Raw genomic sequence first — 24,399 nt, 5'->3', positions numbered from 1 at the left:
TGCACCTCCTTCTCAGTACGGATCGGCTTTAGCGTAAATATAAAAATCGCCGCCAAGCATGGTATCTTCCTTTGTGACAATCCGGACATAAAATGGCGCTTCATCTCCGTCCGCAAAAACGCCGTTAAATCTTATCGTATCTTCCGGAATAAATGGACTATTGAATTGGCTGATCTCGATGGCCGTTTTTTCAGGAAAATCCGCCGGTGAAACAAGAATCCTAAGATTGGTGACTTCAAACCCAGCTAAATTTTTAATGTGTACCTTTACAGGCGGCGATATCTGGCCGGCTACCAGCGTCCCGAAGTCCAGGAGCTTGAAGATATTATCATATCCGTCCGAGTAGTAGTGGGTCCCGATTCCGGTACCGTCGTGAAACCCTAACACGGGACTCAACAAATATTGCAGAACTAGTTTGGGTCTTAGAGCTGCATTGGCATGGGCAGGGGAAGCAAATATGGCTCGGGTATAGTTATCGCCTGCCACCATCCTCAGACCATGAAAGCCGGTGTCGATAAATTTCAAAAGGTTAATTCTATGCCATTTCCCCGTTGCGCCCGGAGTAGTAATTTGTGTCACCCATCTTCCATTTGATTCGGATGGAGCAGTTCCGTTCGCCCAAGGTTGCGCAATTGTATAAAAAACGGCTCCCCCATTCCCGAAGCGGACGTCGTTAGGAGGAGTCGTACTGGTACAATACAAATCGAGATAAGCATTCACTAAAGTAACGCCCTTTGCCAGATCCGCCTTAAGCTGATCAAAAGCCGAATAATAGATGGACGAGCTAAGCCGATACGCCTCTGCGCTCGCCCCCATCATTCCCGCTCCTTGTGTAGAGCTATTCTGGTAATACCGGAACCCCTCACCATCCTCGATAGTTATGGAAGGATCTATGCCTACCGGATACACGGCATTCCGCAAAAAGGCTTCATCCGTCACTACAACGGCTAACGTAGGATAGCTCCCGTCATGCCCAATCCTGTACTCTACTCCATGGCTTACGGAACCTGCCGAATCTTCCATATACGGCTTATCAATTCTCCATAGATAACATCCGTCTGCCGATTGAATGGAAAAGCCGCCCGAATCTACGGCAAGCCGCATCCCTCCTACTTTGACCGTAAAAACAAACTCCTTTAGCTGTGTCTCTTTTTTAAGCCAGATTGTCTCTTTTACGGAATCGGAGAAAACGTCATAAGCAACGTCTACACCGTCAAAACACTCCACAAACCGGCAGGAGCTGCCGGATGTCTCTGAATATGCCGGCTGCGCCCCCTTCAGCTTGAAGTTGATCCATCGCTCCTCTCCCCCATTTTTGAATGCTACGCCGTATAGATGGGTGTTTTCCGAGGTTCTATCACCAAAGTACGTATTGAACGGATTCGCTGTTACGCCATTAGTAAACTCCCAATCGTTGCTCTGTACGATGTTTGTATCTATCTCCTCCCAGCGCTTCCCGTCTGGACATAAATAATGGACAGGATACGAAAAATATTCGGTCCGAAACTGTCCGCCGCCCAGACTGAAGGTTTTGGAAGCCGCCGTACGCTGGTGAATAGCTTCCCGCATGTCTGCACCTCCTTATCTCAGCTCCCAGGCAATATTCCCGCTTGTATTTTTCTTAAGAGGCGCTTCAATGGTATCCACGCTTCTTCCGTTACGTTTAATCTCCAGACGACCGTTCAAATCCCTACTGGCTGTAACCGTCAGATCGAGCCGTGCCATACGATTCAGGGGAATTTGGCAAATGGCTTTAAAGCGGAAATCCACCCCGTCGATCGCAAACTGTGTTTTATAGCCAAAATTGAATTGAGTGACCGCCGATTGCCCCGAACCTTGAACTCTTGGATTAAAAAGAAACTCAGCATCCTTGTAGGTGATAATATCGTTGTACAACATCGCCCTTCCGGTAAGCTGGTATGACTTTTCATTTGTCACGTAAGACACTTCAAGCATCTGTCCAAGAATTTTGAAAATGCCGCCGTAAACCTCGAAGTACATCGATGAGCCATTACCCACCAGCCCAAACCTAAGCAGGTTTTTGCGATCGATCCTGTAGTAATCGTTTTCCTCTAATGTCTTGTAATCGAATTCCGGCAAGCAGCTGCCGTTTAAATATTCGGCCGCCCAAATGAATGGCTGGCTAACCGGAGAAACAACATCCTGATTTCCAAACAACTAACATCCCCCCATTGTATTGGTGAAAATGCCCCACTATACAGTGGGGCATGGCTGGTTACGTAAATTGATAGGCAATACGAGTAAGAAATGTAAAGTTGCCTGCCGTTGCGGTTGCCGGCACGTTGGCCTGAAGCGATATTTTTGCATAGTTCACAACAGCTGTTAAAGAGCCATTATTCGCCGTTCCTTTAATACGGGCTGCGCCAGCCGCTCCGCCTGCTTGAACCAGCTTGGTCGTTGTTCCGCCAATTGGCGTATAAACGGTTTCATTCAGAGAGTCCACGCGGGCTTCAATCCACTTATTGACCACAACCTCGCCCGTATTGCTGCCAAGAACGTCTTTCGTCGTAATCGTGCAGTTAGTCATATCAGAAACATCACTATTAATCCCCCTGTTGTTCCAGATAAGAAACGTGTGTTCCTTGGAGACGCTGCCGGCGTCAACCACGCCAATTTGCCAATCCGTTTTTTGAGTAGCATTTGTTATGTCGTACCATTGCACTAATGGCGATGCCATATAATCCCCTCCTATATCCAATGTTGCTTCCAATATAAGCAGTGCTGCACATACCTTAACGAACAGGCGTAAAAATAAGACAGACCCCTATCGAGGTCTGTCCATGAACTGCTTTACAACACTTTTTTGTAGCTGATATCCAACACGTCGGGAATTCCTTGTGCCACCTGCAACGTATCCGGCGCAAAATTAATGCCCGTATAGTTTCCGCCGCTATCCTGAATATTTTCATAATGGATCGCCGGGGTCTGGAGCTGTCCGTTGATGTAAACATACATCGTGTTTTGGCGTGCCGCTCCTTTGGTTAATGTATATCCCGTTTCACCGCCGATAGCTTCATAAACCTCGCGGGTTGATTCTTTCTCCAGAATAGTCAGCGAGCTTTCAGCAGATTCCAGCCGTGCGGCAAGCTCTAACAGAACTGCCTGTACGGTAAGGCCAGCATAAGCCGGATCGGTGATAACGCCGACAAGTTCTGCCCCTTTGCCTATAGCTGTACTGGCGAAATCATTACGAATAGCTGTGTCCGCTTCAGCGCGATTTTGTGCTTCGTTGGCGATTTGCTGCAGAACGGAAACGCCCAGATTTGCGTTGCCGTCATTGTCCAGCTTTCCTGCCGCCCCATACAAATCTTTCATTAGCTGAATAAGATTCATGTAGGCCTTGGCATCCGTTGCACCCTCCACGAATCCCGCGCCGCCATTAATGATTGCATCAACCGGAATAACGGAGAGGCTTGTACGAACGACAAAACGGTAATCAATGCCTTTTGCGTCTGCCGGGAATGTATACGGCTGCTCCCCTCCGCCCTCCAGGCTGTAAAATTTCAGCAAGTAAGCTCCCGCGTTCTCTTCCAATCGTCCATAGACCACATCAGAATCGCTATCGCCAATTGGCGAATCCGTCCCCGTCAGGCGGATTTGAACCTTCTCGGTCAGTACAACCCCTTCTGTATCAATCGCCGCAGCTACTGGTCTGGCTCCAACATCAGCCGTAACATCCAACTGGTCGAGCCCCGACACCTCTTTATCATTTACCTGAACAAATACGTCGATTTTTGTATTCTCCAGGATTTCACGGTGAGCTGCAAAGTCGATATCGATGTAGTTTTCGCTAATTTTGTTGGCTTCGTCAAAATGTTGGTTTCGCATGATTTTGCTGTTAAACTGCTCTCCACGAAATCTCGCTATGCCTCTTGTTCCTGCCATTGCTGTCACTTCTCCTTTCAATTCTGGTATCTGTCTCATTATAGGAATGTGGTTGTTTCCGCTCACAAAGACGCGTAATTATAGTACTTTCACTACTAATTGAACGGTGAGTCCTTCGATTCCATCACCCGCCGACTCAATACTCAATCGGTAGTGATCATTTTTTTGGACGTTCGCGACAGAAATAACAGATGGAGCCTGGCTTGTATCGCTGGACCTCTGCCCTCCTTCAATAACGAGGCTGTCAGCCAACATGTTTGTCCAGACCGGAACGGATGTAAAATCCTGATGGGAGCATTTTTCAATCGCTATTACCGTTTCCGTTGCGCCTGGCGTCTCGCAGTCGGCATGAACGGCTGTCACGATCCCTTGATAGGGAAAGCGCAAACCCATTTTCACCTTGCCTTGCTTGACCTTGCCCAGAACAAACACCATTGTTTTGCTTTCTGCACGCTGTTCGATATAGTCAAGTCTGGCATCAAGGTCAATATGCGGCGCGTCACTATCCCCATATTTTCGAGCCTTGATTATTTCCACTTCAAGCCGCTTCAACAATTCAAGATCCAGCCCGTTTGATCCGCCAGGGGGCTGCTGTTCAATGTATTGGAGTCTCCAAATCCGAATGTGAATTTCATCGCCCGCATTCAGCCGAACCTCCTGCCCGGCCAGCGCCGGGTCGCTGTAGTTGCCGGGATATCTGCCCAGATCAAGTAAAATCGACCGCTCGTCAATTTCTTCGTAGCCGCCGCCCGACAGCAAATGCTGTCCATTGAAATGAACCTCTAGTTGGCCGATATCCGGGACATAAGTGTACGGATCAAGGTCAATAAGCAAACCATTGCCACTGTCCAGGTATTGCCGGTCGACTATGATTTCAACATCGTCCCAATAAATTGCCTTATGATTTGCCCCGTATGTCCTTAGCGTCATTTTTGTTCCTGCCACGATCCCGCCTCCCTACACATGATTGATGTCCAATATGAAGCTGATTGGTTTAATGCCAAAATGATCAAACTTCCGTTCTACCTTCATCCAAAACTTCACACTGCCCAGCGGAGGCACTTCCTGAAATTCAAGTAGAGGAGAAACATGATCCAAAGGAGCATCAAGTCCGTCATCATGACATAAATCAACCCATTCATATCCAAACTCGTCAAGATGTTGAAGGATCCCCATCCTGATTTGACGAGCCGGTTTATCTGCGGAGGGATTTATTAATTCCATTTGAATCATGATTTGGTTATCGTACATTGTTCCGAGGTGGGTATCTCCTGTAACATTAAGCTCCTTGCCCTTCCATTGAACTTTCAATTCCGTACCGTACAGATAGGAGTCCCCGCCATATAAATCAAAGGCACCCAAGCTGGAAACCAAGTTTCCATCACCGTCATAAACTCTTAAAATGCCGTGATAAGGCATTTCGGGGACATTCAGTTCTACTCCAGTCCAGTTTTTTTCTACGGTCGAGGAAGCAATTGCATGTCCGCCAGGATCGCACAAATAAACCGTGTATCCTTCCGGCAGGTTGCCAACAGAAAGTTTGTCGCTTCTGCACAGGACCATTTTATCGATGCGCATTGGATCATAGCCATTTATTGCTTTGCCCTTCAAGGCTACCCCCAGCTTGCTGGCCACCATGGAAGCTGTATCGAACAGCTCCCATCCGTTGCCGCGATCGGCAAAAAATGTCCATCGGTTGCCTTTGCGGAGCGCCCGCCATTTGCTGTACTCCCGGGTTGCGGTGTCCATGCTTTCCAGAAACTCAATACGCGATTCTCCATCCTTCCAAACAACGATCCCGCCTTCATCCCCATATTCGGTCGGTACATAATCTGCTGTTACTTCAAAGAGCAGACTGAATTCGTTATCCGGTATATCGAACAACATCAGATTGTCATCTTCGGTATGCTGAAGGACAAATTGCCCCTTGCCCGCATCCAAATCTCCCGTATTCGCCGGAGAGAGAACATAACGCGCATGAATACTCCCGCTATCAAACCCGTCTTCAAACAAAAGCCCGCTTGAATTTTTGTATAAACCCAATTAGCTCACCTACCTCGTCTTCTTCCAGTTCCAGATGTTCCACGAAGCGATCTTGCCCATAATCAGCCAGAGACGAGACTTTTTACTCTCGGGATGCGACTTCAGCACGCCTTCTTCCGCACCCGCAATATCGGTCTCGATGACTTTGTGGCGACTGCCTCCTTGCCCCTCCCCGATTGTGGTTTCAATCGTTTCTTTGATACGTTTAGATTGACTTGAATGAGACATCACCGTCTCATGCACACTTCGTCTACGATAAGCAGTATGACCGGTGTCTTGTATATCTGTCTCCATCACAGCATGGTTCCTGCCGGAGGAGGTAACCTCTTGAATGTCCGTCTCCAGTTTCTTTCTCTGGCGGGCAGCAGATGATAGGCCATCGTCATCCGCGCCGCTAGTCAGCATCAGGCTTTCAGCTGCAATGGTTGATGCCGCCTCTCCTCCGCCCGTCGATACCACACTCTCCGAATTTTCGACATGTTGGGTAACCGCGTCATGAAGCGTTTCACTCTGTCCATTGTCCAATTCCTCCAGGGCTGCAGGCATTATTGCATCGCCAAAATGGGTGCTGCCTTCCCCGTGTTTAACTGCGTTGAGTACGCTATCGCCTTGACTTTTATCCATATGGTGGAGAACAGCTTCGCCCGATTCAGCCCAATTAGCAGTATGATGTCTGTGCAGGAAGCTTTCGTCTTCAGGGAAGGCTCCTTCGCTTCTTTCCGTTTCATGAAGGATGGCGTCCCAGGAGAACGTCGAACCATTAGCCGATGGAATAAACTCTCTGCTTGCTTCGTAGCTTGATGACTTGGAAGCCCGTGTATCTCCGGAGACTGCTGACTCTAGCTCCCGGTCTCTATCCAATGCCATTTCGAATTCCTGCCTAGCTGCATCAAACTCCATCATATATCCCGCCTTGGCCATGTCATTTTCATTTTGATACGTAAAATAGTCCCTATACTGCGCTACTTCTGTCTGCTGTACAACATAATTCCCAAATCTGTCCTGATAATCGCCAAATCCGGGGTTCTCCATCGTTCCAATCCAGTCCGCCTTGCTTTCTGCAAGCTCAGGCCTATGGCGTTTCGCCAATTTGCTATTTGCATCAGCAATTGCCTTGCCCATATCATGAACAAACAGTTCTTTTCCCGATCCCGACATGTTTCCGAATGCAGGAGTTTCCATAATTCCGGCAAAAGGGGATTGCGAATAGCCATGCTCCGCCACATGCCCAATCGCTTCGTTTCTAGCACCAAACTGACTTTGCTGAAGGGTGTGCCGTACCGATTGAACGCCGCCCCCCGATTCCGCCGTTTCCGTATTGAACCTATCTGCCTCTGTTTTGTTTCCGCCTGCAGACTCTCCTATTTGATCCAGCACAGAATCACGTATCATAGTGACCGCCGCCTGGGACAAGCCTCCTTGAGTCGCGCTGTGAACAATATCTTCAATACCTGCCTCGATATGCTGAAATACCTCGGAGCCATACATAATTTCCAATAACCTTGCCACCTTGGTCACTTCCGAATCTCCAGCTACCAAATGCTTGATGTTCTGGGCAAACTCATCCCCGTTCATGCGCCCGTCCGCGCCGGAACGGCTGTCTGCTCCCGTAAGGTACGAATATTGGGATTTATCTCCGCTTCCGGTTTCCGAACTCGTGTATCGGGATATTCCAGCAAGTCCGGCGGTATTAGGATGGGTGTCTGAAAACTGTTGTGCCGGGCTGGCTTCAATCTCTTTTTCACCGGCGGGATGCAGCCATTCAAAAATAGCCTCGCTCGGTGGAGCAGTAAACTCGCCTCCAGCAAGGCCTTGCGCCTTTGCACCCATTGCCTGTTCCCTCTTGCTGCCTTTGCTCATGAAATCAGCTGCGGCCCCGTCTGCTATTTCATTTAGCCGTTTGGAATGACAGTGCTTAATGATTTCTACCCCGCCTTGAAAAAAATCATCCCTTTTTCCATCAATCCATTTATCAATCCTGGCCCCGTCTTCGTAATCCTTGCTTTTATTGACCGCACTCCTCACGGCCCCTGGACCATACGCTAGTTTCTGACGATCATCTGCCAATATCTCGCCAGCAGGCTCCCATGACTCGGCAATGACCTTATCGGCATCGGCATAACGATCAACCCGCGGCATATCCAAAACATCGGTGACTAATCTCCCGGCGGAAAAGGCTTCTTCATCTATTTCTTTGATTTTGGCTCTCGCCCGTTCAAAACCGCCCGAAGCAGCATGGAGATGCCTATCGCGGGCATTCACATAGCTTTCGGCTTCAGCATCAAGCCTCTTCCTCAGCCAGCCATCGGTTTTTGCATCCCTTTCGGCCACCAAATGATCCTTTAAATGCATGGTTACAGGAACGCCTTGATCCGCGATCGGGGAACGCTGCGTGCTGTAGTCTGCGGACAAAAAACCATGAACATCGTTAAGGTAGCTAACAACGGTCGCCTTAACGGTTTCTAGGCCGATGCCCTCAGGCTCCAGCGCAAAGCTGGCGGCAATGCTTTTGCCGAAAGCTCCAGTCGCACTACCGGGGGTTTTCCTTGCGCTTTTGGAGTTTTTTTCGATAAACGCCTTGTACGTTCCGTTAACCGGAGCAGTCAGCAGATACTGATTATTTATGTCAACCAAATGGTTCAAATCAAGCATCAGTCCATAACCCTTTTTAGAAAAAAGGGCGGTGATACTGAGCAGGTAAGATTTATTACCGTTCAGCATGTCACCGCCTCCCCCCTATCGTATTAAATTCGCCCCGTTTTTACTGATTTTTGAGCAACGTTTCTTTGAGGATGCCCAGTCCGATTGGCGCAAAAGGTGACATATTAGCTAATGTCAGCGGGCTGACAGGCGTGTCGGCCAGCGTATAACGATAGAGCTGTTTGTAGTCATAGGTGGCGATAACTTCATCGCCCTCCGCTGGAATTTTTCCAGCTGCAAACGTTATGGCTTTTGTTTCAAGGTCGATGGTATAGTCAGCGCCATACTCCATCTGAATGCAGCTTACCATTACCCTCAGACTAAATGGGGTACCGTCATCCATGATGGAAGGCCGGTGGGATAGATGGAAAATGTCTTTTACTCCGTCGCCTTTGCCCAGATCCTCGTACTCGGAGGTCTCGACCACCTCCAGCTCGTCGAGCTGGGAAATATTTTTGGGATGTACGGCATAACACTCATCCAGCTTCCCTACAAAGCCGTCATTGGGATGCACAATGTACATCGGTGAAATATGGTACTTGCCACTGTATACGGAAGGGTTAAATCTGGCTTCGCCAGCGTCAACCTGCTTGTCATGCGAAATAAACGCAAGGTAATGGCTTTGGTAATAGGTGCCGCCAATGGATTGCTGAAGCTGCACCGAGCTATTGCCGTTTGAGGTATTGTTGCCGTAATCGACATAGGTAGCCCCAAGCTTCATATCGGCTTTCCACTTAATCTCATCCTTTACCCGGCAACCCGACATGATGAGATTGTTTTTACGCGGCTCTTTGCCCAGCGTCGTCAGTCGACCGATATAGAGCGGCGCGTAGTAGGTATTCTCCGGGCCCGGCGTTGGGTCCGGACGCAGGAAAAGCACAATCCGATCTTTTGTAATGTTCCCCCAAAAATACATGGTGGAATCTCGCTGCCAACCGCGGGAAAAATCATCAAGCGGAGTAAAGGAAATGGCCGTTGGCAGGGAAGGATACAGATAATAAAGCGATGTATATGCTGCATTCAACAACGCCGTGCCATCATCGGGATCAAAGGATTTCACAGAAATATCGCCATAATCCAGCGTCCCCGCGCCTGTCGCGTTCAGCACTTTAATATACGAAACGTTTAATTCCGAGCCGGCCAGTGGAGCGTTCCCAGTAACTGTTACGGTATTCGTCGAATAGTCCACCGTGTAGGTGCCTTCCGCTGCCTGCACCTTGTTGATATACAAGCTTAATGTGCCTTCCTTAATGGTAGCAGTGGTTGGAATCGGGAACGTTTTCCTCGTTCCGTCGCCATCCGGCATAATGGAGTCCGGATCTCCAATGTATACCGCACCGCTCATACCCTGTACAATTTTCTCGCCCCTTACATCATCAAACGTAAAGAAATACATTCTTTTGGGAGGGCGCGGGGCGATTTGGGAAGGCTCATAAGATGCCGTGCATTTATCGGCAGGCCCAATCGGCGCCCCCATGAGAATTTGGCCTTTATACTCATCGATTGTATAGTCCGATTCAGGCACGATTGTGCCGTTTTTATACAAAATAACGCTGTCCGCTTTGACAGGAAACACCTTGAACTGCAAGCGCGTATTGGACCCTTCGACCGCTACAAGCTGGCCAAGGACGGAGTTCTGGGAAATGAAATCGGCTTCGCCCAGATTTGCGCTGGCTTTGGTGCCGTATCCATAAACCATGCCAAAGTTTCTAACCTGTCCGTCGCTACCCGTTGAACGGAAAAGACGGACATCCGCAAATTTTGTGTTTTTGAATACGGAACGGTATTTAATGAATGTATTCCAGCCATTCTGGTTGAACAATTTTTCAAGTTCCAGCGGCAGCTCTTGAATATTGGAGTCTTTATCAAACCACATTTACAAATCACCTCATGTTTAGATTAACCGCCACCCCGCAGGCGGCACGGTTTTACGGCGTAATTTCAATACCTTCCTCATCCACAGTATTTACGTACAATCCGATTCCCGCCGGCCGGTATTGAGTGCCTGGCTTTTTGGTGAATGGCGAAATACCCTCAACCAAGAAATAACGAAATACATCATATTCATTCGGACATAGCTCCTTGCGAACCCGCAGTTTATTGGCGTTGAACGACAACGCGGAAAGCGCAATGGTATCCTTAAGCGATCCACGCACGCCCTCCTCCGGATGGATTAAATAAACCTTGGAGGTGTGCACCTTTTGGCTGTATCGGGAAGGGTTGAAGGAATATTTGTACAAGGGATTTTCAGCCCCGTTCCAAGCTCTCGGATAGTCCTTTCCGTTTTTGCTGCGCTCTGGCGGAATGGCATTGGCAGGGGCATTCCACGACAAGTAATACGCCTGGTAACGGGAGCCGAGCTTGGAACGGCTCATCATGACGCTATCTAATCCATTTGCGGGATATTTAGGATAACTCTTCAATAATGGAAGGATGCTTGGAAGCCTGGTTGTATTATCGAAATCGTAGTTTTCGATAGATGAAAGAGATGTCCCCGGCGGAACAGAGCCAACAAACATCGCATAGGCTTCATCGCCTTCCTCAATGGGATCAATTTTACCAAAATAAAGAGGAATCGAGGGAACCAGATTGCCTTCGGGCGCCGGCACATTATCTGCCTGAATGATGAGGAACAGGTTAGTTGGAGTCATATGCCCTTTGATAGACAACTCCGAGTCATACCACCAGTTGGTAAACTGAGCCGGAGCGGACAAACCTGACGAATAGTAGTTATCCAGCAGCCTTGTCCGCAGTCCTGCCGTCATGATTGGAGACTGCATGCGATCTAGATGGGCTAGTGTAACGGTATATACGCCAGTAGGTTGCGCGTCGGTTTTCCACTCGGCCTTTTCAACCTCAATATCCAAAGCCGCCCTAAGCTGAGCATCCGCTTCGCTGCCTTCCCACATGAGCACGATATCGGGGTTATTTTCCACCAAGCCGGAGGTCTGCTCAATCATGTACATATAGAGAGTGTGCGGCGCGCGATAGCTTCTGAACTCGTTGGTCGCCCAATCCGCAAATTCCTGGGCAGTAATGACTTTAGGATCTTTATTGATAGCCCGCATCGCGCCAATTGTCATTTCCCATGTGCCCACGATGGCAACGCCGAACATTTTGCCTTCTGCATTTTTGTAAATAAAGTGCTCTGCCACTGTGTTGCGGACAACCGATGTATTTACGTTTACCGCGCTTGGCTTAGTCCACCTGGCGTCATAAACAACTTTTTTGACATTGGCGGCTACAGTCCAATTCTGCGTTGCCAGCAATTGACCTAATCTTCCTTGCAGATCCGCTTCATTCACCTTCGGGCTGAATGAAGCGGGTGTCGTATCGATAAATGCCATTTTTTCGTGCACCCCTTTTAGGATTATTTTCGGGCTTCCCCGCCCTAGACGGGACAGTTAACCAAGTATTGCCACGACGTTCCGGCTCCCGCGCTGGAAGACATAATTACTTTAATCTGGGTCACGCCGCCGACGGGGCTATAATGAAACCTTAGAGAGCCCTTGTTCTGAACCTCTCCGTTTGTACTCGCCAGAAGCTGTCCCTGATAATAAACATCCATCTGATCAGCAACGCCGTACATATCGTAGGTAATCACAACATTCCCCGCCTTATTCCCCATTTCATGATCTTTTTCGGTACGGGCGCCGCCCCCTGAATTATTGGCCAAGCCGCATTGCAGCGTATTGGGTGGCGGTGGCGGTGGAGGCGGCGGCGGAGGTACGGGCTTGGCTGTAACCGTGACGATGGCAGTGGAGGTTCCTGTCTGTCCCAACTCATTCCAAACCGTAAACTTCACCCTATACGTCCCCGTGTTTTTGAACGTATAAGCGGCTTTGTCTACATCGTAGCTGCCCTTATTGACACTGTTTTCAACCTCCCACTTGTAATTAGTGATGGGTGAATGCCGGCTGTACGTTGAGGTGAATAAGATGGTGTTATCCTCCTCGATTACAGAACCTGCCGGATTAATGTACACAACCAGCGGCGGCGGCTCGGGAGGAGCCGGCGGAATTGCCGGGAGCGTGTAACCAGCTTTTAGAATGGCGATTGCTGCCGGACGATATGCCGTAGACGGCCTCTTCGTAAGCGGAGATATCCCTTCCACCAAATAGTAGGAATAAACTTCATACTTGTTTTCAGCATCGCAGTAGTTTTTGACTGCTTTTAGCTCGTCGCCATTCATTATAGTTAAAGGGGAGGTCAAAATAACGTTGCGGAGCGTACCGAAGGTGCCGTCTTCAGGATGGATCACCAGTGCTCGGGAGGAATGAGCCTTGCCGCTGTATCGCGATGGATTAAATTGATAGTTATGCTGCTTGTTCAAGAAATTTTTCCAAGCCCGGGGATGCTTGCGCCCTCCAGAATCCTCCCTGTCCGGCGGCATGGCATTGGGCGGGGTATTCCAGGACAAATAATGCGCCTGATACCTCGAGCCGTATTTATTCCGCTTAACCATAACAGAGTCTACTCCATTGCTCGGATAATGCGGGTAATCCTTCATAATCGGGAACAGCGTCTCCTGCCGAATAGACACATCGTCATAGTCAAACTCTGCCGATCTTTTTAAGGCTTGAACAAGATCCGCTCCATTTCTATTGAATGCAGTGCCAGCGAATAAAGCTGCGGGTTCGCCAGCGGTATCCTTGTTCGTCTGAATGTGGACTTCCACCCACATTCGCGCGGCAACCGGCGCGTACCCGTTAACAGAATCGCCGCTGACAGCTTCGATAGTAACCGAGTTTTTGCCTTGTATATCCGTCAAGGGAAATTGACCAATATATTGCGCGTCATCTCTGCTGCCTGTTGGCTTCGCGGATGATGCAGTGCTGAATCTGCCAATCTCCTGGCCTGCGATTTTTAATACAATTTGATTCTCCGGCGAGCTGCCTGCCGTGTCGCCCATCAGCCATACGTTAAGAAAAGATCCCTCATTAATCATTGGCTTATTTGAAATGATCGTAGAAGCTTTTGTAGTCCTTCCCGTAAAGTCAAAAGTGACATCCCTTCTGACGGTTTCATCCGGTGCAGAGACGGCATCAAAGTCTCCCATGTACAGAGGAATAGCAGGAACGGCATTGGAGTCCCATATGGGAGCAGTATCAGCGCAGATAATCAACATCGCCGATTTGCCGTCGATAAACCCTTTGACCTGCACCTTACTGTCATTCCACCAGTTGCTATACTTCACGTCGATTCCGGCAAACTTCTCAATATGCTCCAGCTGCGGAATGCGCGTACACGCAGAAACGATGGGAGATTGAAAGATTTGCGGGAACTTTTCTGTCAGTCTGGATTGCAGGGCACTGGTGTATTCGTCCAGCTCCCACATACTTGTCTGTACTTCCACATCCAGCGATAGACGTTTTAACTCGGCTGTATTATCCCAACCTACGAGTTGAATGCCATTTCCTATCCATTTCTCAAGCTGATAAAAATAAATGGTATGACGCTCGTACAAGTTGTCAGCCGCTGCTTTCTGAATCGCCCATGAGAACATTCCGCTATCCTGTGGGGCCATATTGGTCCCGTATCGGGAATCTTCCCGATAGATTGCAAAAGGGACTTTGCATCCCGTAGCCCCTACTCTCTCCGATACTTTGGCCGCCATCGCCATACCGAAGATATGACCTGAAATATTTTTTACAATGATGTGCTTGGCCACATGAAAATCAAATGTTTCGTCAGCCTGAATCGCGCTATAATAGATAGCAACTTGGCCGGACACGCCGGATTCAAAAGTGATTGTGGTCGTGCCATCCGCATTCCTGACTTGCGTGTAATACGAAGTTGGCGCAATTTCACCGTCCAAATAGATGTAGAAATCATCGTTCAACGCTTTTGGTATGTCGATCTCCGGATTGGCCAGCGGCAGATAGAACCTCCTGACGGCCGGTTTTGTCAGCTTGTTATGATAAGCCACCTTGGTAAACTCGGCGACTTTCGTCCAACCATTATGGATAAAAAATCCGGCCAGCCCCTCCAGCAAATGCTCCTCGTTAAGCATGGTTTCCAGCCAAGGCGTCGGCTGATAGGAGTTATCCTCCATAGTTTCACCCCCTTCTATTTAAGAGTCTGATAGTTGGCCCATACATACTTCGGTTTTCCGCCTTCGTTGAAAAACTCAAAATGAAGCTGCGTCCCTTTTTTGCACGGGATAATGGCCGTCAGGTACATTCCTTCCGGCAAATCCTTCGTGTAGATGTTTTTGCATACAAGCTTGTCACCTACATACAAATTCCAATAGTCGCGCGCCTCATAGAAGGAAACCCCGACTGCCACAGATAAAAGCTCGCAATCTTCTTCAATGTTTAACCTGTGTTCAGCTTTACCGGCCGTTAAGGATTCAATCATTATCCCTTCAATAAAAGGCGCGGTTTTGGTGGGCATAAAGGGCGGGTCCAGCCTGCCCCCCACCAAGTAGCTTGCAAAGTTAGCCGCATTCGACATCATTACACCGTCCTAACGTAGTCGAGCACCAAATTTTTGAATAATCCATTCTCTCTGATAATAGTCCCTCTTACCGATCTAAAAGATGCGATATCCGTCTCCTCCTCCAGCTCGGTATTAATCCGCGGCGGAGGGGTCAATTCAATCAGGAAACCGTCGACGAGGTTCTGCTCGTCCCGGTTTAACGTCAAAACCTCCAACATTCCATTGTCGTAGGTATAGATGAAAGAGGTGACCAGCGTTTCATGGCCGGCCAGTTCTCTACGGACCTCGACATTGATCACATTTGCCTCTGCTGGTGTATTGGCCAGACTAACTGTATCCTGGCTGCCGGTGTACAAACCCGCTTTTTGCATTTCTCTGCGTACCAAATCCAGAATGGGGTATATTTCATTGGAGTTGACAAAATTTCGGTTGTCCATGCAATTCACCTCGCCTTCTCCAGCATTATAAGAAAAGGCAGGAAACAATTAGCGTCATTGACGTAACTGTTCCTGCCATTTCCGTTCCCCAGCACGCCCTACCCTGCAGTCGATAGGGTTTGCCAAGTTAATTCCAGATAATTAAGGATACCTTGATGGTTACCGACGATTCTGTTCCCTTTGACAAGATAATAATTGGCCGTAAAGGTTTTTGCGTCAAACACATAGACCGAATCCAACAGCTCAATTAAAGGATTGCCCTTTACCACAACATTTTTGGTTCTAGCCTGGCGCTTGTAATCGAAGAAAATTTTGTTGGCAATATCCTGCTTCAGGCCGCGCATCGAAGAACCGTCCTTTTCTTCAATCCAGTTTAGCTGGGCGCCAGCCGTCCGTATATTCCCTTTCGTGGCCATAATCAGCGATCTGTCAAAAAAGTGCTCTGCCAAACCCGAAGTCCCTGATATAACCAAATGATTTCTGACCCTTGAATAATCGGTTGAAGAAGTTACCTCCAACACATTTTCGCTGTCCATGAATTCCCATTTCATGCCTGCCACCATGGACCAGTCGGGAGCATCCAAAAAATTCATTTTTTCCATTCGGAAAGTGCCGTACCTGTCACAATACACTCTGTATGGAATATCGTTAATCAAAGACTGGATGGCGTCCGATGCGCGCGTTCCCAGCGGGAAAGTTACATTGGCAACAAACGGATTCTGCCAGCCGCCTACCTCCATAATGCTCGCTTGGCTGACGGCTTCCAGCTCACCAGTCTCTTCGTTGAACTTCATAAACGTGTTTTGCCCCTTATTAACATCCGTATACACGGCATCCTCGATCACATAGTCGGGATTGGCAAGATCCTCCGCATGCACCTTCCATGTTGACAGGCCCGAAGCCACCACAATATCCTCCACAATACTGGATTTAATCCACGAAAATGCACCGGCGTCACCGGCATACGAATCAGCGGGAGGATAATGCATAGGCTTGTAAAAAACAAATTCCTCGAGCATGTCGAACCTGTCCACGCAGCTGAAGGAGATCGTTCCCTCGCTGGAGTTTTCCGTGATTTCCCCTTTTATCATTCCGGTGAAAATACGGACAACCTCCTCCCCGTACCCTGCATAAATCCGGATTGGCGTATATTCGCTAATCACGTGGCGCAGTTCGCCCTCCTCGTAGTAGGACAGCGGAGACCGATTGACCCCGAAAGAGTCGGGAAACTCCGGCTTTCGCTCCCAAGTCGGAGAATAGATGCCGGACGAATTATCAATGGTAATACGCGCCGTTGCGGATGACGAGTCTAGATGGTTGCTGACCTCCCAGTTCAGCACATCCCTATCAATGGTATACATATCCTCATACACAAACTCCCCGACCTCATACCACTTTTCTTTGTAATTGTCAGCGATATGAGTGGCGAATTGCTCCACGGCGTAATCCCTGCTTGCATAGTTAACGCTATCCAAGAAAATCGTCCCTGCTGTCACCGCGAACAAAATACGGCTTGTATAAGGGTAGTGAAAACTCGCTCCGCGAATACCCGTATTTACCCAAGCCCCGCCAACCTTTGCATATACATCAATGTCGGTTTCATCATGGCAAACAACTGTGTATTCCACAAAATCATCAACGTTGCGGATCAGATAGCTGCCGCCGCCGGATGTGTAGACCTCATCATCCTTGATATTGAGCAGAAATCCCCTCTTGCCGTCGCCAATGACCAGTTTGCCGTTTGTTCCCTCAGAGACCTTTAAACTGAAGTTGATTGTAAAAGGGAACTTTTTAATTTTGCCCAGACGCTCTATGCCCGCTTCTCCGCCAACAGTAGAAATTTCTTGGTAGTCCCCCTTATCCTTTTGAACCACGGTCCCATAGGGAGTCCATCTGTTTGCGCTGCTCATATTGTCTTCAAAGTCCCATAGCTGCCTGGTTTCAACGGTCTCAACATCAAATTCCTTTGCCTTCAGCCATAGAAGGCCAAACTTGCCGACGGAAGAATTGGAGGAGTTGGCAAAGGTAATTTCCACTTTGTTGCGGCCTTTCGGCATAGGGAGTGAGGGGGGATACGCCATACCATGTTTTGCGTCGAGGCCGCTGATTCTGGCCAGTTCATAATCATTGACCTTCACAATAACAACATCGTCCATCCCAAGATCGGCATAATAGGCCCAGCCCAGATTTCCCGGCTTAAACCAGTCATGCTCAAATACCAAGGACTTGACTTGGCCCGCTCCTGCTGTCCCGTTAAATCCAAAAACGTTGACCTGCTTCTTGTCATCGATAACAAGGTATTGCTCGACACCCGTCTGAGCCGTAAACTTCGTAGTGTCAATCGTTGTTTTTTTCGAGGAAAAATCCTTAAAGTAAGTTTGCTTGGCCGTCGTTTTGTTGTACTTGTATGTTATGATTTCCTTATCAATTGCGGTGTCTCCTGAAGAGTCCGCTGTACGCGTCTTACCGTCGCCCCAAGACTTAACCCGTATCTCAACCTGACGTCTGCCAAACTCAAGCGCTTTTTTATTATTTTCCATTAGAATATCAATTCGTCTGCCCTTAATGTCCCCGCCCTTATCATCGGCCAAATATTCTCCCCAGCTAACACCGTCCACAATGAGCTCAACCTTGCTTTTGAGGGGGATAATGGAAGGGTCTACCGCAATGATCCTCCAGTCGTTCCATGTCTTCACATTTGTTCCTCCGGCCGTAATACCGCTGCATCCCGGGCATCCAGCGATGTAAGCCGTAGCTTCCATGTTATAGGAAACATAACCGCCTGCAGCTTCAAGCGCTATCCCGCCGCCATCACTGACTATACTCCCGCCAGCTGTTTTACTCGGTACCTGAATGCTTTTTCGGCCTCGCAAAAACGGCTCCGGGTTCAGATCACTGCCATTCAACCTGACCTCAAAGTGGAGATGCGTGCCATCCCCGCCGCCTCGGGAAATCGACCTCCCGCTATTGCCTCCGGCACCAAGCAGCCCCCCCGCAACGATCCGCTCTCCTTTACTGACTGCAATCCGGTTAAGATGCGCATAACGAGTCTGCCAGCCGTTTCCGTGATCTACATATACCACCTTCCCGTAACTTCCGTTGGACTGAGCATAGGTTACCGTCCCGGCCCATACCGCGTATACCGGGTCGTTCATGGCAAGGTCCAGATCAATGCCGGCATGCTTCTTGCGGGAGCATCTGGGATCCGAATCATGCCAATCCGTAATTCTCATGCCTTCGATATGAAGCTGATCATTCTTTTTACCGTTCATTGTAGAACTGGATCTGATCGGCATCGACATCTCCGCATTGCGAAGACCGGTAGGCGCAGCAATATACGTTCCATCCACATAATCCGTCAGCTTCTCGACATCATCGATAGACAAGAGGTCGCTCACTACACTATCGTAGACGTACTGAACAGCGTCGTATTTTTTACGGAAGCCCCTTACGTACGACATTTTATCTAGTTCAACTATCACTTTGGGCTCATTGCCCAACGCATTCACACGTTCCATTATTCCTTGAAGGAGCCGACCCGAGGGATCGTTTGCGTTTGATACATAAGCCATATCAGATCACCTGCCTTATCTGTATTTCTCCGTAATCCACTCAATGAATCTGTTCAGGAATACAACGCACTCCGCCCGCGTGATACAGGACTCCGGCTCGAACGAATCATCCGCGTAAAGGGGAAACACATAGTTACCGTCGCCATATTTCTCCTCGAGCAGCGTAAGAACATCATTCTTGTACCATTGCGCTTCTATCGCCGCCTTATCCTTAATATAGCGGCTTGCGGTTGTCTTATAGGCAAAGGGTTTATCCGTATAACGGTTATGAAGATTCATCCATATTCGGCTAAGCAGGCCAAAGAAATCGCCGCGGCGAATTCGAACATCCCCAAAAAAACGGTCGTTATAAGTTACGCTGCCGGACTCAACGATGACGGTTTCGGTTGTGTGCCGATTTCTTCCTCCGATAATAGCGTTATAACTGATTACAGCGGGAAATCCGTTATATAGATAGGGAAGATAAACCTCTCCGTTATGAATGACAAATTTGTCTCTTTTAAAACCAACAGCATCCCTGATGACAATCGCCGCATCGGCTCCCGCCTTGACGTCGACGATCATGCGCTTTAACTTTACGCCAAGAACCGTGCAGGTCTCCGGAGGGTTGCCCAGACTAAATTTATAGGCCGTTTTGTGCTTCAGAGTGGCATGCGGCAGCCTGTAGTTTCCTGTTCCGTTATAGGGCGCATTCACGCATCCGATATCCTTTCGGTCTGGAATGCCATAGGAAACGCATACAACCTCTATGCCTTCCGACAACGGGTTAGTCATTGTCACTTTGCCATCTTCAACTTTTTCAGGCAAAATCTCTATCCCGTTCACCATAACAAACATCGGATTGCTGCTATGATAAGTATAATCGGGGACCAAAAACTCCTTTTGCCCGCTCACGGTGACGAATCTCTTAATCACTCTGCCATATCCCGGCTTGAACACATTGTAGGTCATCCCGTTAATGACATCGAAGTCTGCGCTCCCATCGGTTTTCAGGCGCGTCGCTTCAAGCGTATCCCGGTAATACCAATCCAGAGGATCGACATCAATCCATCGTTTCACAATCAGTACCCCCTCAGCAGTTTGTTTGCATACCTGTAGGTTCTCATTAAAAAAGTAATCGTCTCCGCACGGGTTGCAGCCTCATCCGGTCTAAAATAAGCCACACTCTCCCCGTCGCCCTCCCAATTTGTGGCGACAAGGCCTCTTTTCTGCATATCTTCAATATGCGCTTTTGCCCAATGAGCGTCCGTGTCAATAAACTCCGTCGTATACCGGTACTCAAATTCTTGTTTTCGGACGAGGTTCATGCCAATAGTGACAAGATATTTCGTTTCCATCTCCGCCGTCTGGACGTCGGGTTCGCCGGATACAATACCCGTATAAATTGTGCCTTTTTCATCGTAATATTTGTGCTGGGAGCCAATGTATTGCAGCCATTCGGCATACTCTTTTTTGGAGTAAAACAAGAGGGTGAGCGTAGCCATATAATGAGAAGTGCCATTCTGAACAAGCCCTGCAGATGCAGCCAATGTCTGGTTAACCTGCGTTTTGAGAACAGGCGTAGGCGGCTTGTACTCCCGGATCAGCCTTGCCTTAACTTCTGTGAACCGGATACCGTTATCGTAGAATAATTTTTTCTTATATACCGAGTCCTCCGACAAAAGCGGATTTTGTTGTGTCATCGTCCTGCCTCCCTATAAAAATACTCCCCGTCTCATTATAAGGCGGGGAGCCGAATCCCTAACTCCGGTAGTTGTGAGGGTTCATGGCTTGTTGGCTGCGAAGCCCTCCTACACGGCCCACCGATAAACCCTGTCCAATGGATTGTCCGACCTGCTGTAGCTGACTGGCTGTCATGCCGTTGGTGACATTAGGCAGCGTGATATTCACCGTAACATCGCCCGTCCCTATTGTGGTTGTATTATGCGTGTTTCCTTGCGTCAGGTACTCGTATCGGCTCATCGCTTTAACCCCTTCAGGCAAATTGAACGTCCCGGCCGAATTTTTCATTTCATCCAAAATTCCTAACTGGGCTTGCAGCGATTGCTTTTGCAAATTGCGAATTTCCGAATTAATTCTGGTGGTTTCTTCTGCCCCGGCCGTAGGCAGTGTTGCCTGCAGCTCCTTGATTACTTGGGCAATTTCGGATACTTCAGCTTTGGCGTTTGCAATCCTCCTATTGCGCATAATAGGCGATGAATCATCTGGATTTCCGGATCGAAGTCTAAGGGCCAGGAGATCATTCTCTCTGTCAGAGCTATTCTCTTGAATCCTTGTGGACCCCATTCCGATGGCTGCCAGATTGTACTCCTTCACTTTGGCCTGCTCGCTGGCAATACTGTTCTGCAACTGCAAAACTTGCAGGGCCTGATCCTCGGAGAGATCTCCGATCGCTTCAATGGCCTTTAAATTGTTTAGTTCAGCCTTCATAGAAGCAACTTTGCCAAGAGCAATTTTTTTCATGGTTTCGAGGAAGCCTCTGGACTCTGTGTCCATTCGGTAGGCCGCCGCCAGTTCCTTCGCTTGAGCCATGAGGTCCACTTTGGACAAACTCTGGTTTACTCTTTTCATCTGATTCTGGTACGTTTCCTGACGGCTGCTCAACTCGTCCCGGAGAATGCTGGCCTCTCCTTGCGTTACGACAGCTTCTCGATTGGAAGTCAGATTTTTTACGGTGTTTTGTGCATTAATATATTCTTGTGAACCGGGTGTGGCTCGCAACATAATGTCTTTTGCATTAGCAATATATCTGTCGATAATGGCTAACTCATCATCCATTACCTGACGAATGGATGTTGTTTGTTTTTTACGCATTTCAATATACTCGCTGGAATCCGTCCTCATCCCCCCCAAAAGGGCGCGAAGCGTTGCAAGCTGATTGTTGTCCTTGACCTCTTTCACTTTGTCCGCAACTCGAGCCGTGACAGCCTCGGAACTAAACGAAGGATATTTGATTTCTCCTTCCTGATACTTTTTCTCGTAATTTTCCTGGGCTGTTTTTTCCAGCCTTTCTTCATCGGCATATGCAAGCCGAGACTCTTCGTATTGCCTGCTCAAAGCCTCTTGCCGCATATCTTGAATTCCTTGATGGCGGCCCGATTCTCTTGACCATTCCTGAACAGCTTGCTCGTAAGGGATGTTGTTGTTTTTAAGATACTCGCCAAGATGTTTAATCGAAGGTATATTCGCGCCCCTCGCCCTGTACATTTGCGAAATCCCTATTTCAGCTGCATATTGATCGATTAAATCCGTATGCGTCGGATCACTGTCAAGACCTTTATTAATCCCGTTCAAAACAAATCCGGTTGCCAATCTTAAGTAATCTATACCGGCAGCTAACCCTCCTTTTTCCGTATTCGTTCTCAGTGAATTGGCAATGGATAAGTTATCCTTATCAAGCTTGTCCGCTACTGCCCATTGGCGTTGAGACTCGGTGGATTTGGTCTCCCAGGCTATTGTTTTTTGTGCTTCGGCAATCAGTGGAGCCGTTATAGCCTCCAGGGCCTTTAACCCAAGCTCTATAGCCAGTCCTATAGCCATTCCCTGAATAGACCCCTTTGTCCCTTTGCCTAACTCTGCAATACTTTTAAAAATGTCGCCTGCTCCACTTTGAGTGCCTTCTTTTTGGGATACTTCGGCTTTCATGCTACTCACCGTTTTGGACAACTCTTTGAATACAGAAGAGTCCTGTTGCGACGACTCTGTGGCTTGACCTTGGCCATTCTGGGGTTCATTCATTGGGCCGTAAAGTGACTGGGCATAGTTGCCAAGAGGTACGCCGCTAAGCAGGCGTCTCATCAGATGATTTTGACCCCCTCTAAATTCCCTTTCAGTTATCCCATCAAGCTTGTCCGACAATGCAGCATATCCAGAAACTCTATGATTATCAGATACCTGTTGATTAACCGTGCCCCTATTTGACCGGATATCATTCCCGGCTTTTCCGCCCCCCCACTTGATCCCCTCCATCATCATCATGCCAATCATAGCGTTAGATAAGATATCGCCCAGTAATACAAATAAACGGGCATTTTCGGAAACATTATCAGCCATGTTCATAAGCGCGTAGGTCACTTTATTAATGGAAGGAGTTAATTCTTGCAGAAGCGAATCAAAAGAAATTGTCACGCTTTGTTTTGCACGATTGGAACTTACCAGAGGACCTTGAAGAGATGTTTGAATCATTTGATCATATTGTGATTTTCCAGAATTGGCGTTTGCTTCGCCACCTTTAACGAATGCGTTTATAGCTTCGTGCATAGCGGCGGCGCTTGCTGAGCTACCTGTTTGGATGGACATTCCAGCCATCACAATAGCTTTTTCAGGAGCACCTTTAAAATCCGTCACTGAAACGTCTGACTGACTTATAGCATTGATCAACTGCTCTATGCTGATATTGGTCAGCTTCGATACGGCTGCAAGCGGTCTGACAATCTTTTCATCGATGTCTGCCAATCCCAGATCAAACAGCCCCTGCATACTTTCAAGGCCTTTGGCAATCGGAAGTAAGCTGCTTCCGGGATCAATTGCTTGCAGTTGAGCCGTCAGTTGGAGAAACTTCTTTATTTCAGCCGCATCACTCAGAAAGCCGGAGCCGATACCGCCTACCTGATAAAGCTCGTTGTAATCTGTTCCGTAGAATAATGCCTGCTGTCCGATAAACGACTGGATTTCCGATATCGCACTCGACACTTTCTCCATATCAGGAGCCGCTAGCGGATTGCCGTCAGAATCCTTATTGTAGGAATCCTTCTTTATCAGATTTTGGGTCATTTTTAATTGCTCGGCTTGAACATTCTTAAAGGTTTCTATCGCTTCTTGCATCATCATGGGTATATCAATCAGACTTCCGGTCAATACGCGCCTGAAGGTATTGGTCATTGCACCCGACAGATCCACTCCGCCCCTCTGGGCCGAAGAAGACGATTGAACGTCATTGCTGCCTCCTTCGGGTACAGCGTAACTGTTGCCCCTCCCTTGACGGTCAGATTTACGATCAAGGGATTGAAGGCGGTCACCTTCGATGTCTCGAAGGATGGATTGAATTTGACTATCGACCCCATCACGAAGCTTGTTAATTAGTGCATAATTAATCCTGTCTATTTGGTTGATGAGATGCTGTTTCAGCTTAGGATCGGCTTCTCCATTGCCCGGAACGGAGTTGACGCGATTGACAAGAGATCCCGTCTCCCGTCCGAGGCGCACCATATTCTCTACTGATCTTTTAAACTCTGAAATGATATCAGCGCGGATGTTATCCACGATGTTCACCACCTTATAAAATAAACTCCCGCCCCTCC

The 24,399-nt window shown here is 48.4% G+C and carries 16 protein-coding genes; all 16 read right to left on the bottom strand.

What is annotated here, in order from left to right; translation table 11 throughout:
• Positions 1-12 precede the first annotated feature (12 nt).
• The 16 genes from ACX93W_RS23160 to ACX93W_RS23085 all read right to left on the bottom strand — a co-directional run bounded on the left by ACX93W_RS23160 (position 13) and on the right by ACX93W_RS23085 (position 24,361).
• The gene (locus ACX93W_RS23160) at positions 13-1,569 is read right to left on the bottom strand and encodes a hypothetical protein (RefSeq protein WP_459394752.1); all 1,557 of its coding nucleotides are present in this window, start codon (positions 1,567-1,569) and stop codon (positions 13-15) included.
• Between the two features lie 12 nt (positions 1,570-1,581).
• Positions 1,582-2,178, bottom strand: coding sequence for a hypothetical protein (locus ACX93W_RS23155; protein WP_459394751.1), 597 nt, complete (start codon positions 2,176-2,178; stop codon positions 1,582-1,584).
• A 58-nt stretch (positions 2,179-2,236) separates the two neighbouring features.
• Positions 2,237-2,698 (bottom strand): hypothetical protein, encoded by a 462-nt coding sequence (locus tag ACX93W_RS23150; RefSeq protein WP_459394750.1) that lies wholly within the window; start codon positions 2,696-2,698, stop codon positions 2,237-2,239.
• 113 nt (positions 2,699-2,811) lie between these two features.
• Positions 2,812-3,906 (bottom strand): hypothetical protein, encoded by a 1,095-nt coding sequence (locus tag ACX93W_RS23145; RefSeq protein ID WP_459394749.1) that lies wholly within the window; start codon positions 3,904-3,906, stop codon positions 2,812-2,814.
• A 78-nt stretch (positions 3,907-3,984) separates the two neighbouring features.
• Positions 3,985-4,851 (bottom strand): hypothetical protein, encoded by an 867-nt coding sequence (locus tag ACX93W_RS23140; protein WP_459394748.1) that lies wholly within the window; start codon positions 4,849-4,851, stop codon positions 3,985-3,987.
• 12 nt (positions 4,852-4,863) lie between these two features.
• Positions 4,864-5,949 (bottom strand): cell adhesion protein, encoded by a 1,086-nt coding sequence (locus ACX93W_RS23135; RefSeq protein ID WP_459394747.1) that lies wholly within the window; start codon positions 5,947-5,949, stop codon positions 4,864-4,866.
• Positions 5,950-5,958: 9 nt separating this feature from the next.
• Positions 5,959-8,670 carry a hypothetical protein gene (locus ACX93W_RS23130; RefSeq protein ID WP_459394746.1) on the bottom strand — a complete coding sequence of 904 codons (2,712 nt, stop codon included), beginning with the start codon at positions 8,668-8,670 and terminating at the stop codon, positions 5,959-5,961.
• Between the two features lie 40 nt (positions 8,671-8,710).
• Positions 8,711-10,525, bottom strand: a complete 1,815-nt coding sequence (locus tag ACX93W_RS23125) for a hypothetical protein (RefSeq protein WP_459394745.1) — start codon at positions 10,523-10,525, stop codon at positions 8,711-8,713.
• Between the two features lie 52 nt (positions 10,526-10,577).
• Positions 10,578-11,996 (bottom strand): hypothetical protein, encoded by a 1,419-nt coding sequence (locus tag ACX93W_RS23120; RefSeq protein WP_459394744.1) that lies wholly within the window; start codon positions 11,994-11,996, stop codon positions 10,578-10,580.
• A gap of 44 nt (positions 11,997-12,040) precedes the next feature.
• Positions 12,041-14,704, bottom strand: a complete 2,664-nt coding sequence (locus ACX93W_RS23115; RefSeq protein ID WP_459394743.1) for a PKD domain-containing protein — start codon at positions 14,702-14,704, stop codon at positions 12,041-12,043.
• 14 nt (positions 14,705-14,718) lie between these two features.
• Complete coding sequence (locus tag ACX93W_RS23110) at positions 14,719-15,105, bottom strand: Low copy number virion structural protein (RefSeq protein WP_459394803.1); 387 nt, start codon at positions 15,103-15,105, stop codon at positions 14,719-14,721.
• A gap of 2 nt (positions 15,106-15,107) precedes the next feature.
• Positions 15,108-15,527 carry a hypothetical protein gene (locus tag ACX93W_RS23105; protein ID WP_459394742.1) on the bottom strand — a complete coding sequence of 140 codons (420 nt, stop codon included), beginning with the start codon at positions 15,525-15,527 and terminating at the stop codon, positions 15,108-15,110.
• 98 nt (positions 15,528-15,625) lie between these two features.
• Positions 15,626-19,099: a peptidoglycan DD-metalloendopeptidase family protein gene (locus ACX93W_RS23100; RefSeq protein WP_459394741.1), complete on the bottom strand. Its 3,474-nt coding sequence runs from the start codon at positions 19,097-19,099 to the stop codon at positions 15,626-15,628.
• 15 nt (positions 19,100-19,114) lie between these two features.
• Positions 19,115-20,158, bottom strand: coding sequence for a hypothetical protein (locus tag ACX93W_RS23095; RefSeq protein WP_459394740.1), 1,044 nt, complete (start codon positions 20,156-20,158; stop codon positions 19,115-19,117).
• A gap of 2 nt (positions 20,159-20,160) precedes the next feature.
• The gene (locus ACX93W_RS23090) at positions 20,161-20,781 is read right to left on the bottom strand and encodes an S-layer homology domain-containing protein (protein WP_459394739.1); all 621 of its coding nucleotides are present in this window, start codon (positions 20,779-20,781) and stop codon (positions 20,161-20,163) included.
• Positions 20,782-20,839: 58 nt separating this feature from the next.
• The gene (locus ACX93W_RS23085) at positions 20,840-24,361 is read right to left on the bottom strand and encodes a hypothetical protein (protein ID WP_459394738.1); all 3,522 of its coding nucleotides are present in this window, start codon (positions 24,359-24,361) and stop codon (positions 20,840-20,842) included.
• Positions 24,362-24,399 lie beyond the last annotated feature (38 nt).

This window comes from Paenibacillus sp. CAU 1782, from assembly GCF_054551715.1.
Note: the sequence above shows the minus strand (reverse complement) of the source record. Positions and strands in the feature narration are given on the sequence as shown.

Bases quoted from the DNA above. Each gene is read 5' to 3' on its own strand.
- ACX93W_RS23160 (WP_459394752.1), bottom strand. From the start codon at position 1,569: ATGCGGGAAGCTATTCACCAGCGTACGGCGGCTTCCAAAACCTTCAGT.
- ACX93W_RS23125 (WP_459394745.1), bottom strand. From the start codon at position 10,525: ATGTGGTTTGATAAAGACTCCAATATTCAAGAGCTGCCGCTGGAACTT.
- ACX93W_RS23100 (WP_459394741.1), bottom strand. From the start codon at position 19,099: ATGGCTTATGTATCAAACGCAAACGATCCCTCGGGTCGGCTCCTTCAA.
- ACX93W_RS23115 (WP_459394743.1), bottom strand. From the start codon at position 14,704: ATGGAGGATAACTCCTATCAGCCGACGCCTTGGCTGGAAACCATGCTT.
- ACX93W_RS23150 (WP_459394750.1), bottom strand. From the start codon at position 2,698: ATGGCATCGCCATTAGTGCAATGGTACGACATAACAAATGCTACTCAA.
- ACX93W_RS23105 (WP_459394742.1), bottom strand. From the start codon at position 15,527: ATGGACAACCGAAATTTTGTCAACTCCAATGAAATATACCCCATTCTG.
- ACX93W_RS23130 (WP_459394746.1), bottom strand. From the start codon at position 8,670: ATGCTGAACGGTAATAAATCTTACCTGCTCAGTATCACCGCCCTTTTT.
- ACX93W_RS23145 (WP_459394749.1), bottom strand. From the start codon at position 3,906: ATGGCAGGAACAAGAGGCATAGCGAGATTTCGTGGAGAGCAGTTTAAC.
- ACX93W_RS23110 (WP_459394803.1), bottom strand. From the start codon at position 15,105: ATGTCGAATGCGGCTAACTTTGCAAGCTACTTGGTGGGGGGCAGGCTG.
- ACX93W_RS23090 (WP_459394739.1), bottom strand. From the start codon at position 20,781: ATGACACAACAAAATCCGCTTTTGTCGGAGGACTCGGTATATAAGAAA.
- ACX93W_RS23120 (WP_459394744.1), bottom strand. From the start codon at position 11,996: ATGGCATTTATCGATACGACACCCGCTTCATTCAGCCCGAAGGTGAAT.